Source organism: Paraburkholderia dinghuensis, from assembly GCF_003837865.1.
Taxonomy (GTDB): domain Bacteria; phylum Pseudomonadota; class Gammaproteobacteria; order Burkholderiales; family Burkholderiaceae; genus Paraburkholderia; species Paraburkholderia dinghuensis.
The window spans coordinates 164,180-179,600 of the sequence record NZ_RQIS01000010.1; the positions used below are offsets into that span (position 1 = coordinate 164,180).

A 15,421-nucleotide genomic window follows, 5' to 3' on the forward strand; every position below is an offset into this window, starting at 1 on the left:
AGCAAGGAGACCTTGACGATGCAATACGAAACGCTGCTGGTCGACATCGCGGGCCATGTCGCGACGGTCACGTTGAATCGGCCCGACGTGCGCAACGCTTTCAACGAGACGATGATCGCGGACGTGACAGCCGCATTCACGGCGCTCGGCGGGCGCGATGACGTGCGCGCGATCGTACTGGCGGGCAACGGGAAGGCGTTTTGCGCAGGCGCGGATCTGAACTGGATGCGCAAGATGGCGGGCTATTCCGACGAGGAAAACCGCGCCGACGCAATGCGTCTTGCGCTGATGCTCTCGGCGGTCTATCGCTGCCCGAAGCCCGTCGTCGCGCGCGTGCACGGCGACGTTTACGCGGGCGGCATGGGCCTCGTCTGCGCGGCCGATATCGTGGTCGCCGTCGAGACCGCTCACTTCTGCCTCTCGGAAGCGCGCCTCGGCCTGATGCCGGCGACCATCGCGCCTTATGTGATTCGCGCACTGGGCGAGCAGGCGTCGCGCCGCTATTTCGTCACGGCAGAAGCGTTCGATTGCGCGACGGCGCAGCGCCTCGGCCTCGTGGGCGAGGCAGTGAACGCGGACACGCTCGATGCAACGGTTCAGCGCATCACCGACGCGCTCGTCGCGAACAGCCCGAACGCCGTGCGCGAGTGCAAGCGGCTCGTTCAGGACATCGCGGGTCGAACGCTCGACGACGCGCTGATCGAAGATACGGCCGTCCGTATCGCGCGCATCCGGGCAAGCGACGAAGGGCGCGACGGCGTTTCATCGTTCCTCGAAAAGCGCACGCCACGTTGGCGCGGCTAGGCCGCTTTTGTGAAGAGCAGGGCTCACCCGAACGACAGCGAGACCAAACATGTTCAACAAAATCCTGATCGCCAACCGGGGCGAAATTGCGTGCCGCGTGGCGGCGACCTGCCGCCGGCTCGGCGTGAAGAGCGTAGCCGTTTACTCGGACGCCGATGCAAACGCGAAGCACGTCGCGGCGTGTGACGAAGCCGTGCATATCGGCGAGGCCGCGGCGGCGCAGAGCTATTTGCGCATCGAACGCATCATCGCCGCTGCACGCGCCACCGGCGCGCAGGCGATTCATCCGGGTTACGGATTTCTTTCGGAAAACGAAGATTTTGCGCGAGCCTGCGACGAAGCGGGCATCGTCTTCATCGGGCCGCCGGTCGGGGCGATTGCCGCGATGGGTTCGAAGGCGGCTGCCAAGGCGCTGATGCATGCGGCGTCGGTGCCGCTCGTGCCGGGCTATCACGGCGACGAACAGGACCCGGCACTGCTCCAGCGCGAAGCCGACGCGATGGGCTATCCGGTGTTGCTCAAGGCGAGCGCGGGCGGCGGCGGAAAGGGCATGCGCGTCGTCGAGCGCAGCGAGGACTTCGCGGCGGCGCTGGCTTCGTGCAAGCGCGAGGCCGCGAGCAGCTTCGGTAACGATCGCGTGCTGATCGAAAAGTATCTGCTGCGTCCGCGTCACGTCGAAGTGCAGGTGTTTGCCGACACGCATGGCGGAGCAGTCTATCTGTTCGACCGCGACTGCTCGGTGCAACGCCGCCACCAGAAGGTGCTGGAAGAAGCGCCCGCGCCGGGGCTCGACGCGAGCGTGCGGCGCGCGATGGGCGAAGCGGCCGTCGCGGCCGCGCGCGCGGTGCAGTACGTGGGCGCGGGTACGGTCGAGTTCATCATGACCGGCGCGCACTTCTACTTCATGGAAATGAACACGCGTCTGCAGGTCGAACACCCGGTGACCGAAATGGTCACGGGCCTCGATCTCGTCGAGTGGCAATTGCGCGTGGCCTCGGGCGAGCCACTGCCGCTCGAACAGTCGCAACTCGCCGTAGAGGGGCATGCTCTCGAAGCGCGTATTTATGCCGAAAGCCCGGCGCGTGGTTTCCTGCCTTCGACGGGTACGCTCAAGCATCTGCGTATGCCGGAAGGCGTAGAGTTCGCGATCGGCGAGGCAGGGCGGCGCGCTGCGGTGCGCATCGATAGCGGCGTGCGCGAAGGTGACACGATCACGCCGTTCTACGACCCGATGATCGCGAAGCTGATCGTCCACGGCTCGTCGCGCGAAGACGCGCTCGCGCGCATGCAGCGCGCACTGGAAGCGTGCGAGGTGGTAGGGCCGCATACGAACGTTGAGTTCCTGCACCGGCTTGTGACCTGCGAGCCGTTCGCCGCCGCCGACCTCGATACGGGTTTGATCGAGCGTCATCACGATGCGCTTTTCGCGCCGCATCGCAAGCCCGTCCGTGAAGCGCTCGCGCTGGCTTGTGCCGCGCTGCTCGTGCGCGAGCGCGCGTCGGCGGGTGACGCGTCGCCGTGGACCTCGCTCGCGCACTGGCGCCTGAACGGCGGATACACGCAATCGCTCGGCTGGCGCGAAGTCGAAAGCGACACCGCGTTTTCGGCGACGTTTGCGCAGGACGGTGGCGCGCAGACGCTCGCCTGTGCGGGCCGCGTCGATTCGTATACATGGTGGCGCGGACGGGGCGCGGACGAATACGGCGCGACCATCGGCGACACGCGTGTTACCGGGCGCGTGTTTGTCGACGGCGATGTGTTCCATGTGTTCTGCCTCGGTACTGCCATGTCGTTCGAATGGCAGAACCTGCTCGCTCATGCCGCCGACGCGGAGCACGGCGAAGGGCGCCTCACGGCGCCGATGCCTGGCAAGGTCATCGCGGTGCTCGTGGAGCCGGGCGCAACGGTGGAAAAGGGTACGCCCCTCATCGTCATGGAGGCGATGAAGATGGAGCACACGATCGGTGCGCCGTTCGCAGGAAAGGTGACTGAGGTGCTGTATTCAGTGGGCGATCAGGTTGCCGATGGCGCGCAACTGCTGGTGCTCGAAGCCGATTGACGGGAATATTACGGTTGTACCCTGTTGGGCGTTTCGCGAAGGCGGAACGCCTTTTTTTTGTTCGTCGTGGATTGCCGGGGCGCGTGGCGGGGATGCAGAATGCGTTTGAACGGTCCCGCTGCCCGTGCAGTTTGCAGCGTACGGCACGGTGCGGTTCTACCTGGTTGGGGCGAGCCGACGAGGCACGCCTCGTGAAATCGGTGTGAATTTGTTGGAGGAGTGAGCGCCATGAATCAATTCGGAAACGTCGGAGTCCTGTTCATTGCGGGCTTTGGTCCTATCGTCCGAGACACGGTGGCGAGCCGCAAGCTCTATGGCGAGAACCTCGGAATTCCCTTCAAAGAAGAGACCGGTGGCTACCTTCACACGGAGGCTCTGAAAGGCGCAAACAGCTTTGCGCTTTGGCCGCTCTCTCACGCAGCCCAGTCGTGCTTTGGCAACGACGCCTGGCCCGATGATATTCCTGCTCCACAGGCCTGGCTTGAGTTTGATGTTGATAGCGTCGAGGAGGCTACCGCGGAGCTTGAGTCGCGAGGTTATCGAATGCTTGTCAACAACAGGACAGAACCGTGGGGGCAGACGGTCAGCCGTTTTCTTTCACCGGAAGGATTGCTGGTTGGTATTACTTTCACTCCCTGGATGCGAACAAACAAATAACGCGGCCATCACGGCAAGCGACACTTTATCTTTTGATTATCTATCGAAAGCTTATTTGGAAAACTTCGTTTGAGATCTCCGATCGGATGAATAGACTCTGTCCCCGCTACAAATTCCAAACATTATTCGGGGAAACGCATGAGGCTACACGGGACCACTCGCGCACTCGTTGCTGTCGTCGCAGCAGCACCGGGGTTCGCAGGCGCTACGAACGGTTATTTTTCCAATGGCAATGGGGTTGCCTCACAAGGTATGGCCGGCGTGGGCATTGGCCTGCCCCAGGATGCGCTCGCTGCAGCTGCCAATCCCGCGGGCATTGCCTTTGTCGGCAATCGTGTCGATGGTGGCGTCAGTCTCTTTCTGCCAAAACGCGGTGCTGAAATCTCGGGCAACGGTTACGGCGCTGATGGCAACTACGACGGCAATAATCGCTCGATTTTCGCTCTGCCCGAATTCGGCGTTACGTACGAGTTCCTGCCGAACGCGTATGCGGGTCTTGCGCTGTACGCAAACGGCGGGCTCGATACCGGCTACGCCCATAATCCCTTTCAGGCGTTTGGTGCCACGGGATCGGCAGGCGTGGATCTCGAGCAACTGTTTCTCTCCCCGACGATTGCCTACAAACTGTTCGACCGGCATGCGTTCGGCATCGGCCTGAACATCGCGTATCAACGCTTCACGGCGAGCGGGTTGCAGCCGTTCACGGGCCAGTCGGTCGCACCCGGCAACGTGACCGATCAGGGTGCAGACTCGTCGGTCGGGGTTGGCGTGCATCTCGGCTATACCGGTCAGATTACGCCGGCACTGACCGTTGGCGTGACGTGGGCGTCCAAAATCCACGGTCGTTTTGACAAATACAAAGGCCTCTTCGCGGATGGCGGCTCATTCGACATTCCGGAGAATTACGGCCTCGGGCTCTCCTGGAAGGTCACACCCGCATGGACGGTGGCCGCCGACTTTCAGCGCATTCTGTACGGCAACGTGAATTCGATTGCGAATCCCCTCGCCAACCTGTTGGCAGGCAACGCGTTGGGATCGTCCGGCGGCCCTGGTTTCGGCTGGCGCAATACGAACGTGATCAAGATCGGCACCAGCTATGAAGTGACGAGCCGCCTGACACTCCGCGCGGGCTACAGTCATTCGAGCCAGCCGGTGGCCAGTACGGAAACGTTCCTGAACATCCTCGCACCGGGTGTCGTGCAGAATCAGGCGACGCTCGGTGCCTCGTGGAAGAGCGATGCGAAGACTTCGTTCGGCTTCTTCTATGGGCACGCGTTCAAGAAGACGGTAAACGGCGACAACTCGATCCCCGCAGCCTTCGGTGGCGGCAACGCGAATGTGCATCTTTCCGAAGACGTGGTGGGCGTCTCGCTCGGCAGGCAATTCTGAAACCGGTTGAATCCGCAGGTCAAAACGGCCACTGGACGTGTATGAGTCAACGGACTGCTCCGGGCCTTCAAGCGCGGTTCATCTCCCGCAACGCGAGGGATGAACATCACCTCACGCGAGCAACACCACACGCGTGATCGAGCAACCCTTCGGCGGTACCCGTACCACCTTCAACATCACGTCCGCTGTTGACGATGAGCCAGCCGTAGCGGTCGGCATCGGGTCCGGCACCGGTCACGAGGATCGTTTGCGCGCCCATCGTTTGCTCGGGGACGAGATCGCGCGCCACCACCCGGAACGGATTGTCGCGCTCCTGCAGGCTCGTGACGCGCGTCACACGATAGCGCTTGCCGTCGAGAGTAATCCAGCTCCACACGCCGGGCGGGTCGGCGCGATGCGCAGCGAGGGCATCGGTGATATCGGTTCGCATGCAATCCACGTGGATGTGCAGCTGATTCTGCGAGCGCTGTGTCGAAGAGTTGATTTCGAGGCCGAGCTGGTTCGCGGCGAGTTGCATGTCGATCCTCGCATTGACGTGGCGCCCGGCATTCCATGCGCCGACCCAGTATTCCGGCGAACCCGCGTAAAGAATTTGGGGACTTTCGATGCCCGGTACGCGGTCGGTCGGAATCAGCAGATATTGCGCCCGGCCTGAGATGTCCTTGAGCACTGCAAAGCGATTCTGCAAATCGACGGTCGTGCAAGGCGCGGGTTTGCCGGTGTCGCGTGCGTTCGGTACGCATTGGCCGCCCACGATTTTCCAGAGTGCGTCAGAGTCGACCGTCGACAGGCGGGCGCAGCCGCCGACGGCGAATAGCGCGGCGGTACTGGCTGCGAGAAAGACATTCCGTATCAGCTTGGTGTATTGCATCGGCGCGGCGCGATCGTGACAGGGGAACGGACCACGCCGCTGTTGCTACGTCGCGTTGGCGGGTGGCCGGATGTTGCGGCGAGTGTAGCCGAAAGCGTGTGTCACGCGTGTGAGTACGGGTCGGCGCCGGGCCGCAAGGCATCGGGTTCCGTAATCACCAGCGAGTGCGGATGAGTCCCGGCAAGCGAAGGCATTCGCGCTCGCGCGACCGCTGTGTACCAACGGAACGTTGTGGACCGACGACAAACGCGCGCCGCTTACTTGCGCGGCGGATAAAACGTGAGCGGACGCTCGCTTTTTTTCCCTTCGGCGGCGGGCGTCGGGCCACATGAGCCGCATGTCCCGCACCCGTCGGCGCAATTACCTGTCGCGCCGCGCGGTTGCAGCGCGCGGCCGACGCGCTGTGCGAATGGGCCGCGTCCTGGCTTGAGCAGGGTGGCGGCGAGGGCGGCCTGCCGCTGCGCTGCCAGCGTTGGGGCGAGCTTGCGCAGCGTATAGAGCAGGCTCGCGGCCACGAGTGCCGCGATCACCGCATATTGGGCGATGAGTCCGGCGCTCATGCGAAGCGACTCGCGATCTGGTAGGTGATAAACGACGCGACGTACGCCACCGCGAACATGTAGCTGAACGAGATCACCACCGCGCGCCACGAGCGCGTTTCGCGGCGGATCACGGCGAGCGTCGACATGCACTGCGGCGCGAACGCGAACCACACCATCAGCGAGAGCGCGCTCGCGAGCGAGAAATTCTGCGCGAGCGTGTGGCCGAGTCCGGCGATATCGGAGTCGCCGGTCGCCACCGAATAGACCGTGGCGAGCGCGGCCACAGCGGTTTCGCGCGCGGCGAACGCCGGAATCAGCGACAGGCTGATCTGCCAGTTGAAGCCGAGCGGCGCGAACGGATACTGCAGCACGCGGCCGAGATAGCCCGCGAAGGAATAGTCGATGGCGGGACCGGTCGCGCCTGCGGGCGGCGAGGGGAACGTCGAGATGAACCACATCAGCACGGTCAGCGCGAGGATGATGCCGGTGAGGCGCTTCAGGAAGATCATGCCGCGCTCCCACAGGCCGATCGCGACGTCACGCGCGCGCGGCATGCGATAGGACGGCAGTTCCATCAGCAGCGCGTGCTCGCGATGGTCGCGGCGAAGATGCTTCATCACCCAGCCCACCACCATCGCGCCCACGATGCCCGCGACATAGAGCGCGAACAGCACGAGCCCCTGCAGGTTGAACACGTCGAAGACCATGCGCTGAGGAATGAACGCACCGATGAGGAGCGCGTAGACGGGCAGCCGCGCGGAGCAGGTCATGAGCGGCGCGACGAGGATCGTGGCGAGACGGTCGCGCGGATCGGTGATGCTGCGCGTGCCCATGATGCCGGGAATCGCGCACGCGAAGCTCGAGAGCAGCGGAATGAACGAGCGTCCGGTGAGCCCGACCGACACCATGATGCGGTCGAGCAGAAACGCCGCGCGCGGCAGATAGCCCGATTCCTCCAGGACGAGGATGAAGAAGAACAGTACGAGAATTTCAGGCAGAAAGCCGAGCACCGTGCCGACGCCGCTAAGGATCCCGTCGGTGAGGAGGCTGCGCAGCGGCCCCTCGGGCAGCAGCGTGCCGGTGGTGGCGCCGAGCCAGGTAAAGCCGTCGCCGATCGCATCCGTGAGCGGTTTGCCGAGCGAATACACCGCCTGGAACACGAGGAACATCACGAGTGCGAGGATCAGCGGACCGAAGACCGGGTGCAGCGTCCAGCGGTCGATGGCGTCGTCGCGCGCGTCGGTGGCGCGCGGTATCGTCACCGCCGCGGCGAGGATGCTTCGCACGGTGGCATGCAGGTCTGCGGTGTCTTCGGGACGGGCGCCGGTGTTCGCGGTCTGCTCGTTGGTCTGCTGGTCGAGCAGATCGATCAAGGCGTGGGCGCCGCCGCGCCGCACGGCCACGGTTTCGACGACGGGCATGCCGAGCTGGCGCGAGAGTTCCGCCACGTCCACGGTGATGCCGCGGCGCTTCGCGGCGTCCATCATGTTCAGCGCGAGGACCGCCGGGCGCCCGAGCCGCTTCACTTCGAGCACGAAGCGCAGGTGCAGGCGCAGGTTCGTCGCGTCGGCGACGCAGACCACGAGGTCGGGCACCGCTTCGCCGGGATAGCGGCCGAGCAGGACGTCACGCGTGACGCGCTCATCGGGGCTCGTCGAATCGAAGCTGTACGCGCCGGGCAGATCGAGCAGCTGGACCTTGCGGCCCGAGGGCGTCACGAAGCGGCCTTCCTTGCGCTCGACGGTGACGCCCGCGTAGTTGGCCACCTTCTGGCGCGCGCCGGTGAGCAGGTTGAAAAGCGCGGTCTTGCCGCAATTGGGATTGCCGACGAGGGCGATACGCAGTGGTGCCTGATTCACGACGCGCAAGCCTCCGCGACGCTCACGCGCAGGGCTTCGGCGCGGCGCAGCGCGAAGCGCGTCGAGCCGATCTGGACGAGCAGCGGGTCGGCGCTCCAGGGCGCATGGGCGACGACGCGCACCGGCTCGCCCGGCACGAAGCCGAGATCGCGCAGACGCTTTGCGATGGGGTCGTGCTCATGGGCGTCGTCGACGCGCTCGACGTAGGCGGTGGTACCTCTGGAGAGGTCGGTCAGACGCATGGCAGGGAGGGAGATCAAATGCGAATGGATCTCATTGTACGCCCCCGCCCAAACGATGCGTTGGCAACGACCGAGTCAATATGTCGCAATGATCTGAGATAAGAACGGCTGAATGGGCTGAATGCGCCAAGTGGCGGGATCTCGCGGGTGGGACCGCCACGCGGCGGGCGGCGCGGCAGGCGGCGCAATGCCGCACGCCGTGCCGTCAGGCGAGCGGATCGGCCACCGCCCGTTGCGGTCGATTCAAGCGGCGCCGCGCTTCAGATCGCGGGCGCGGGCAGGGTACCGAGAATTTCCTCGAACGCGAGTCCGATCGCGAGCAGACGCCGGTCGCTGCCGAGCGGCCCATCGAGTTCGAGCCCGACCGGCAGTCGCCCGTCCACCAGCCCGGCCGGCAGCGAAAGGCCTGGAATGCCGGCGTTGCTGGACGGATCGGTATTGCGCAGGAAGGCGCTCATTTCGTCGATGGGCGGAGCCCCGTCGATCGAGACGCGCGAGGAGCCGTTCATGTCGTCGATGGGCACGGCGACGAGACGCGTCGTCGGGAATAGCAGCGCGTCGACTCCGCACCCCGCGAACGTATGCGCGTAGAGCTGCTGCAGACGCGGTCGCCATACGGTAATCGCCGTCTGGTAATCGCCGCCGAGTTCGTTGGCGAGCACGGCGTCATAGGTTGCGTGCACGTCCGGGCTCGCAATGCGCGCCACGATCTCGGCGACGCTTTGCACCGGCGCCTTGTTCGCGACGAGCCACGCGTGCAGGTCCTCGAGCGGCTCGTGCAGCGCGATCGCCGTGCTCACGCGCGCGTTGATCGCGAACAATTCGCTCATTTCGACCGGTACGAGCGTGACGCCCGCCGCCTCCAGCTTGACCAGCGCTTCGCGCGCCACGCCTTCCAGCGCCGCTTCGAGCCCTTGCCAGAACGGCTCGGGCAAGCCAATGCGCAGGTTTGCGATCGACGCCTGCGCGAGCGGGCCGTGACCGGTGATGAGGCCGTCGAGCAGTGTTACGTCGGCGACAGTGCGAGCCATCGGCCCGACCGTGTCGCGCGTGTGGCTAATGGGCACGACGGCTTGCGGGTCGTGATAGCGGCGCTGCGTCCCACCGTCACCGACGGATGGCCGCAGGCCGACGATGCCGCACAGCGCGGCTGGAATGCGCGTCGAGCCGCCCGTGTCGGTACCGAGTCCCGCCGGCGCCATGCGGGCGGCTATCGCGGCGGCTGTCCCGCCCGACGATCCGCCGGGAATCAGTCCGGGATCGTAGGGATTGCGCACGGACCCCGCACCGGGGCTCAGATTCGTGCTCGTGATGCCGAACGCCAGTTCGTGCATGTTGGTCTTGCCGAGCAGGATGGCGCCCGCATCGATGAGCCGCTGCACCGAAGGCGCATGCCGGGCGGGTGTGAACCCTTCGAGCGCGGGTGTCGCCGCCGACGTCTGCAGGCCGCGTGTGTTGATGTTGTCCTTCACGACGATGGGCAGCCCCGCGAGCGGCTGGCGGGCGCGTTCGTTTTCGCCGAGCGCGTCGATGCGGTGCGCGGCCGCGAGTGCGCCTTCGACGTCGAGCACGGTGAACGCGTTCAGGTTCGAGAGCGCCTCCGCACGCGCGAGCAGCGTCGCGACATATTCGGCGGCCTTCAACTGGCCGGACTGGATCGCCTTGACGGCTTGCGTCGAGGTAAGGGCAAGCTGCTTGTCGACAGTCCACGTCATGGACTCGTTCTCCTTATGCGGCGGGCTCGGACGCGTTTGGCGGCGATGGCGCCATCAAGCGCGACACCAAAAAGCTCGACCGCGGGCATGACTGCCGGACGCGGGAATCGCGGATCATAGCCAGGCTCGTCCCGCGGTTCGCGATGGGGAAGCTGGCATCGTGCGTGATGCCGTCAGCGTCAATGCTGCTCGCGATGGCGAGGCGCCTCCATGCCAGGAGAAACCCTGTCGCGCTTGCGCGCGGCGAATGCCACAGCGGACACGCTCCAGACATCGGCTTGCGATAGCACGCCAGGCCGCTCACGAAGTGCCGGATGTATCGGCGTTTCTGGCGTGGCGCACAGTTGTGTCCGGTGATGTGGTTCGTATTCTGTCACAACCGTAAGGAAGCCTGTTCCTTTAAGCGCAGTGGCGCTGTTCGTCGATCCACATGCGCGCCCAGCGGTACGCGTAGGCGAGCGCGTGCTCTTCGTCGAAGAAGTAGTCGACGGCGTAAAACGAGCGGGTGTTGTCCGGCGGCGTGCCGATGGTCAGGTTGGCGGCGTAAAGGCCGTTCGGCAGTCGCTGCGCTGCCGTGGCGACGTCGTAGCCTTTGTAGCGGAAGGGTGCGTTCATGGCGAATGGATCTCGGCTTGCGTTCCAGGCGGCGCGCAATTTCGGTTGCGCGAGCACGAGCCAAGCGTAGTTGCAGGCGCGTGCCGGCGGAACCAATCTTTCGTCGCAAGCAAATCACGGGCGGCCTGAAACGGTCAGCAGAATGATCCGGATGAGGCGAGTTGCGTGTCCGGTTTCAATGTCGTCTGCTGGCTTTCCGCTGTCTGTGGGGTGACGCACGAGACCGGGCCGGGCATCGCGCCGGCTGTGTGCGGTGCCGGACGGTTGCACGGCGTGCGCGCCTCGCGCGGTGACCCTCAGTCGGCCGCGCGCGTGCGGTAACCCACCTGCAGCACATTGCCGTCGGGGCCGATCTGCGGCGCAATGAGCGGCGAGCGGTTGTGGCCGGGCGCCGCGTTGCCCGGTGTGGCCGGGCCGGTCGGAGGGTTTGCGCGCAACGCGGGCTGGGCGACCATGCGTGGGGTGGGGTGATCGGCGGAAGCCAGCTTGCGTTTTGTGTCGTGGTGCGGACGAGCCTTTTTGCCGGTCTGGGGGGAACGCATCCCGGGCGTGCGCGCCTCCGGGGGATTCCAGATCTCGACGTAGCGCTCTCCGGCAATTGCCGGGGACGCGACGACGCACAGCAAGATCCCCGTCGTGATGAATCGCACTTCGTCTTCTCCGTATCGATGAACGTAGCCGGCTTGCAGGCTGCGGCGGGAAACGCTTGCTCCCGTCGAGGATCGTGCCGGTTGCGGCGCTGCGCCGGGCGCGCGCCATGGGCGGAACACTTCCGGATGCGGCATCGGCCAGCGCGTTGGCGATGCGGCACGGATGGCCGAGTGCACGCACTGTACCTTCGGGCAGTCGCTAACGCAAACGTTTGCATGCGCGTGTTGGGGCGATGTTGTACGCATGGAACGGGCGGTCGATCGGGCGCTAGCCTTGCCGGGTTTCAGCAAGGTGACAACGGTAGAAATGGCGATCGCGCGGACAGGGCGGCCCGTGACTTCGTGAAGTAGCACATCGCGGGTCCGCACGGCCCGCGAATCGCGGGCGCGACGGCCGGTCAGGGGGCGCTAGTGCGCGATTCGACAGGTTATGGATTAGCGATCAGATTAGCCCTGGCAGCACAACACCGGATAGGCGTACTCCAGCGAGTGTCCATTCTGGTGCGAGATCGCGATGTCGGGCCGCTTCACCGGTGCGTTGGTGACCGATGCATCAACAGAGTTGCGATCTCTGTGTCTCGCACGGCCTGACTTCACATCGAGCAAGGGATGGTGTAAATAGTCTCGCGGTTTTCAAATGCAATGGATAACTAAATATATGCGCGTCTTGAGCGATAAACCTCAGGTCGGGACGGAACGCTTGTGCAGTTCTTTGGACGCAGCAAGCGGAATGCGCGCGTCGTCCCAGGTCGTGAGCCATTCCACTTCCTTCGACGCGAAAATCTCTCCGTGATTGCGCAGCGCGTACTGCAATGAATCGATGATGTGATTGCGGATGATTTCGGGCGTGCGCCGGTCGTCGAGAACGGCGCGGAAGGCTTCGAGTGTGGCCATCGCGTGGGCTCCAGCGGCTGTTGCGATTACGCCCTTATCACACGACAAAAAAACTCGCGCCACGCAACAAAAACCCGCGGAGAAATTAGCCGAAGCGCTCGGCACGCCAGGGACGCGGATCGGTGAAGGTGGGGGCGCCCGTCATCATGTCCGCGAGCAGGCAGCCTGTCACGGGCCCGAGCGTGAGTCCGTGATGATTGTGGCCGAACGCGAACCAGAGCCCCGGGTGACGCGGCGCAGGACCGATCACCGGGCGCATGTCGGGCGTGCAGGGCCGCATGCCGAGCCACGGTTCCGGGTCGACGCGTTCGCCGAGTCCGAACAACGGCTTCGCAATCGCCTCGGCACGTTCGAGCTGGACGCCCGTCGCGGCCGTGCCTCGCCGGGCGAGTTCAACGCCGGTGGTGAGTCGTACGCCCTGTTGCATCGGCGCGATGGCGTAACCCATTTCGCTGTCGACGACCGGCGCAGATAGCGTTCCACGCTCCGGCCGGTAGTGCATGTGATAGCCGCGTTTAGCGCGCAACGGAATGCGATAGCCGAGCGGCTCGAACACGGTGTCCGACCATGGACCGAGCGCGACGACCGCGTCGCGCGCGGCAACGAGGCCTTGCGCGGTCTGCACGGTCCACGCGTCACCTGTGCGGCGCAACGTGGTCGCGTCGCCGGTCGCGAGCGTGCCGCCCTCGGCCGCGAACAGGCGCGCGTAACGCGCCACGAGCGCGCCGGGATTGATGACCGTCTTCGGGTCGAGCCAGTGCAGCGCGCCTGCAAATCCCGGCGCAAGACTCGGCTCTCTTGCGCGCAGGCCAGTTTTGTCGAGCACGCTCACCTGCAGCCCGTGATCGCGCGCCGTGCGTTCCGCCTGTGCCGCTTCACGTTCGAAGCGCTGGGGGGTGTGATACGCCTGCAGCCAGCCGCTCGCCCGGACGAGCGATGCCGCATCCGCGCGCGCGACAAGTGCATCGTGCTCGGCGACGCTGCGCTCGATGAGCGGCAGCATGTCACGCGAGGCGGCTGCGTGGCGCTGCGGCGACGATTCCCACCAGAAGCGTGCGAGCCACGTCGCGTATGAGGGCAGGGCGCGATAGTCCCAGTAGAGATCGGTCGAACGGTTGCGCGCATAGCGCAGCAGCGTGCCGGCGTCGCGCGGAAAGCCGTATGGCACCACCGACGATCGCTCGATGAGGCCCGCGTTGCCATAGCTCGTTTCTTCGCCGGGACCGCGGCGGTCCACGAGTACTACGCGTCGGCCACGATCCTGCAGATGCAGCGCCACACTCACGCCGACAATGCCGGCTCCCAGAACGATGACGTCGAAATCCATAGGCTTGTGCGACTCGGGGTGCGGTGTGAGGTTGAGTGGCGACGGGACGCCGCCCGGCGTGTGGAGCGGGCGCCTCAAACTGTAACGACGGCGCGACCGGTTCGCAAGCGCGTGAACCGGACTGTGGCCGAGGGTGCATCGTGCGTTCGCTCGCGAAGATTTCGGGCATGCCGACGTGCGGCTCGATCTTGCCGCGGGCGTATTGCTTCACGGACTCGTCGGTGTCTTTGAACAGCAGCGGCGCGAAATCGGCCTTGTGGAGTTCGGTGTCGATGAAACCGGGTCACGGCTGCGGTCGCGCACGTTCACGCGTACCTGCTGGCAACGCGGCTGAGGCGACGGCGCAAGGCGCAACCACATACACGCACGCCGCGCCAATTAGAGGTTGCCTGTGTCCGTTGTTAAACTAGGAAGGTCGCGCAAGCACGCCGTGCGCTATTCACGAGGGGAACACAATGGTGCGGTACCGGCATTACAAGGGTGGCATCTACGAACTGGTCTGCGAGGCGACGCTCGAAGCGGATCCGTCGGTCACCATGATCGTGTACCGCGCCGCAAACGGCACGATCTGGACGCGGCCTGCTACGGTGTTCTTCGAACTCGTCGAACACGAAGGTGCGCTGGTCCCGCGGTTTGCGCCCGTCAACTGAATCCTGAAACCCTGCATGTGAGGCTCTGAGGCCATGCGTCTCCTGATTGCGATTCTCCTCCCCTGGTTGCTCTTTTTCACGATTGGACGTCCGCTGGCGGGCATCATCTGTCTGATCCTGCAGATCACGCTGATCGGCTGGATTCCGGCCGCCATCTGGGCCGTCTATTCGCTCAGCCAGTTTCATACCGACCGCAAGATCGACCAGGCGCTGGGCAAGCGTCCGTGAGTGAGGGGGCCGGAACACTGCCGTTACGCGCGTAACAAAGAAACGTAATTCGGCAAGAACTTAATTACGCCTCTGCTTTCTTACAAATAGAAAGGGGAGGTGTGCAATGCTGAAGAACATTGTTATCGCAGGCGCGGTTGCGCTGCTGGCCGGGTGCGTGGCGGTCCCGGCCTACGACTATGGTTACGGTAACGCGTACGGTTACGGGTACGATCAACCTTACTCCACCGGCTACTACGGCTACGGACCGGCCTATGTGCCCGCGTACGGGGCCGTGAACATCGGTATCTGGGGCGGCGGAAGGGACCACGACCATCGCGGTGGCGACTGGCACGGTGGCCCGCGTGGGCCGGGCGGTCATGGACCCCTTGCCCCGGGTGGTCACGGCGGTGGGGGAGGCCACGGCGGCCCAGGGGGCCCCGGCGGTGGCCGGTAGTGTTCGGCTCTGACCGGCCCGGACCAGATGAAATCGATCTGAACGGATCCAGAAGCTGGAAACAGTCAGGCCCGCTCCTCTATCGAGGGCGGGCCTGATGCGTTTATCGAACCTGTCAGCCGATCAGGGCTGTGCCGAACGGTATCACTGGCCGTATTGCGACGTCCCGGTCGTCGACGGGCCGTACGCTTGTCCAGCCTTCTGCGCCTGGATTTTTGCCTCCGCGGCCTGAGCGTTTTCCGGATAGTGCATCCAGTCGGCTGGATCGTAACCGGCGGCGCGAAACTGTACGAGTTCGTCGCGCACCTGGGCACGCGTCAGCGGTTGCTGTTGCTGCGCGAACGAAATGGCCGGGACGGCGAGGACAGCGGCTACCGCGACGGCCTTGAGAAACGATTTCACGACGTTACCTCCGATATTTCTAGTAAGGGCTGCAGCGCGTTGCACCGCCCGTCCATGCAATTTAGGTGGTAACAGGATCAG

General features: G+C 64.7%; 17 protein-coding genes. 7 read left to right on the forward strand and 10 right to left on the reverse strand.

The window, feature by feature from the left end; all coding sequences use genetic code 11:
- Window positions 1–18 precede the first annotated feature (18 nt).
- The 4 genes from D1Y85_RS15320 to D1Y85_RS15335 all read left to right on the forward strand — a co-directional run bounded on the left by D1Y85_RS15320 (window position 19) and on the right by D1Y85_RS15335 (window position 4,909).
- Entirely contained in the window at window positions 19–804 is a 786-nt protein-coding gene (locus tag D1Y85_RS15320; RefSeq protein ID WP_124151915.1) for an enoyl-CoA hydratase/isomerase family protein, read from the forward strand.
- Between the two features lie 49 nt (window positions 805–853).
- Window positions 854–2,863, forward strand: coding sequence for an acetyl/propionyl/methylcrotonyl-CoA carboxylase subunit alpha (locus D1Y85_RS15325; protein ID WP_124151916.1), 2,010 nt, complete (start codon window positions 854–856; stop codon window positions 2,861–2,863).
- A gap of 228 nt (window positions 2,864–3,091) precedes the next feature.
- Window positions 3,092–3,520, forward strand: coding sequence for a VOC family protein (locus D1Y85_RS15330; protein WP_124151917.1), 429 nt, complete (start codon window positions 3,092–3,094; stop codon window positions 3,518–3,520).
- 138 nt (window positions 3,521–3,658) lie between these two features.
- Window positions 3,659–4,909: an OmpP1/FadL family transporter gene (locus D1Y85_RS15335; RefSeq protein WP_124151918.1), complete on the forward strand. Its 1,251-nt coding sequence runs from the start codon at window positions 3,659–3,661 to the stop codon at window positions 4,907–4,909.
- Window positions 4,910–5,015: 106 nt separating this feature from the next.
- On the opposite strand, the gene D1Y85_RS15340 is transcribed toward D1Y85_RS15335, so the two are convergent.
- From D1Y85_RS15340 to D1Y85_RS15380, 9 genes are all read right to left on the reverse strand, one after another.
- Window positions 5,016–5,780, reverse strand: coding sequence for a CDP-diacylglycerol diphosphatase (locus tag D1Y85_RS15340; protein WP_124151919.1), 765 nt, complete (start codon window positions 5,778–5,780; stop codon window positions 5,016–5,018).
- 257 nt (window positions 5,781–6,037) lie between these two features.
- Window positions 6,038–6,340, reverse strand: coding sequence for a DUF6587 family protein (locus tag D1Y85_RS15345; protein ID WP_124151920.1), 303 nt, complete (start codon window positions 6,338–6,340; stop codon window positions 6,038–6,040).
- Complete coding sequence (gene feoB / locus D1Y85_RS15350; protein ID WP_124151921.1) at window positions 6,337–8,181, reverse strand: ferrous iron transporter B; 1,845 nt, start codon at window positions 8,179–8,181, stop codon at window positions 6,337–6,339. Before feoB ends, D1Y85_RS15345 begins: the two co-directional genes overlap by 4 nt.
- Complete coding sequence (locus tag D1Y85_RS15355) at window positions 8,178–8,441, reverse strand: FeoA family protein (protein ID WP_246024921.1); 264 nt, start codon at window positions 8,439–8,441, stop codon at window positions 8,178–8,180. Before D1Y85_RS15355 ends, feoB begins: the two co-directional genes overlap by 4 nt.
- Before the next feature lie 242 nt (window positions 8,442–8,683).
- Window positions 8,684–10,138, reverse strand: a complete 1,455-nt coding sequence (gene iaaH, locus D1Y85_RS15360; RefSeq protein ID WP_124151922.1) for an indoleacetamide hydrolase — start codon at window positions 10,136–10,138, stop codon at window positions 8,684–8,686.
- 399 nt (window positions 10,139–10,537) lie between these two features.
- On the reverse strand, window positions 10,538–10,753 hold the full coding sequence (locus D1Y85_RS15365) for a transcriptional regulator (protein WP_124151923.1): 216 nt from the start codon (window positions 10,751–10,753) through the stop codon (window positions 10,538–10,540).
- A 296-nt stretch (window positions 10,754–11,049) separates the two neighbouring features.
- Window positions 11,050–11,580 (reverse strand): hypothetical protein, encoded by a 531-nt coding sequence (locus D1Y85_RS15370; RefSeq protein ID WP_246024922.1) that lies wholly within the window; start codon window positions 11,578–11,580, stop codon window positions 11,050–11,052.
- 504 nt (window positions 11,581–12,084) lie between these two features.
- Window positions 12,085–12,297: a hypothetical protein gene (locus D1Y85_RS15375; protein ID WP_124151924.1), complete on the reverse strand. Its 213-nt coding sequence runs from the start codon at window positions 12,295–12,297 to the stop codon at window positions 12,085–12,087.
- An 85-nt stretch (window positions 12,298–12,382) separates the two neighbouring features.
- Window positions 12,383–13,624 (reverse strand): NAD(P)/FAD-dependent oxidoreductase, encoded by a 1,242-nt coding sequence (locus D1Y85_RS15380; protein ID WP_124151925.1) that lies wholly within the window; start codon window positions 13,622–13,624, stop codon window positions 12,383–12,385.
- 455 nt (window positions 13,625–14,079) lie between these two features.
- On the opposite strand from D1Y85_RS15380, the gene D1Y85_RS15385 reads away from it, so the two are divergent.
- The 3 genes from D1Y85_RS15385 to D1Y85_RS27615 all read left to right on the forward strand — a co-directional run bounded on the left by D1Y85_RS15385 (window position 14,080) and on the right by D1Y85_RS27615 (window position 14,938).
- Window positions 14,080–14,274 (forward strand): DUF1653 domain-containing protein, encoded by a 195-nt coding sequence (locus D1Y85_RS15385; RefSeq protein ID WP_124151926.1) that lies wholly within the window; start codon window positions 14,080–14,082, stop codon window positions 14,272–14,274.
- Window positions 14,275–14,307: 33 nt separating this feature from the next.
- Window positions 14,308–14,502, forward strand: coding sequence for a YqaE/Pmp3 family membrane protein (locus D1Y85_RS15390; RefSeq protein WP_124151927.1), 195 nt, complete (start codon window positions 14,308–14,310; stop codon window positions 14,500–14,502).
- Window positions 14,503–14,608: 106 nt separating this feature from the next.
- A complete protein-coding gene (locus D1Y85_RS27615; RefSeq protein ID WP_124151928.1) occupies window positions 14,609–14,938 on the forward strand; it encodes a hypothetical protein in 330 nt (109 codons plus the stop codon).
- 144 nt (window positions 14,939–15,082) lie between these two features.
- On the opposite strand, the gene D1Y85_RS15400 is transcribed toward D1Y85_RS27615, so the two are convergent.
- Complete coding sequence (locus tag D1Y85_RS15400) at window positions 15,083–15,340, reverse strand: DUF4148 domain-containing protein (RefSeq protein WP_124151929.1); 258 nt, start codon at window positions 15,338–15,340, stop codon at window positions 15,083–15,085.
- Window positions 15,341–15,421 lie beyond the last annotated feature (81 nt).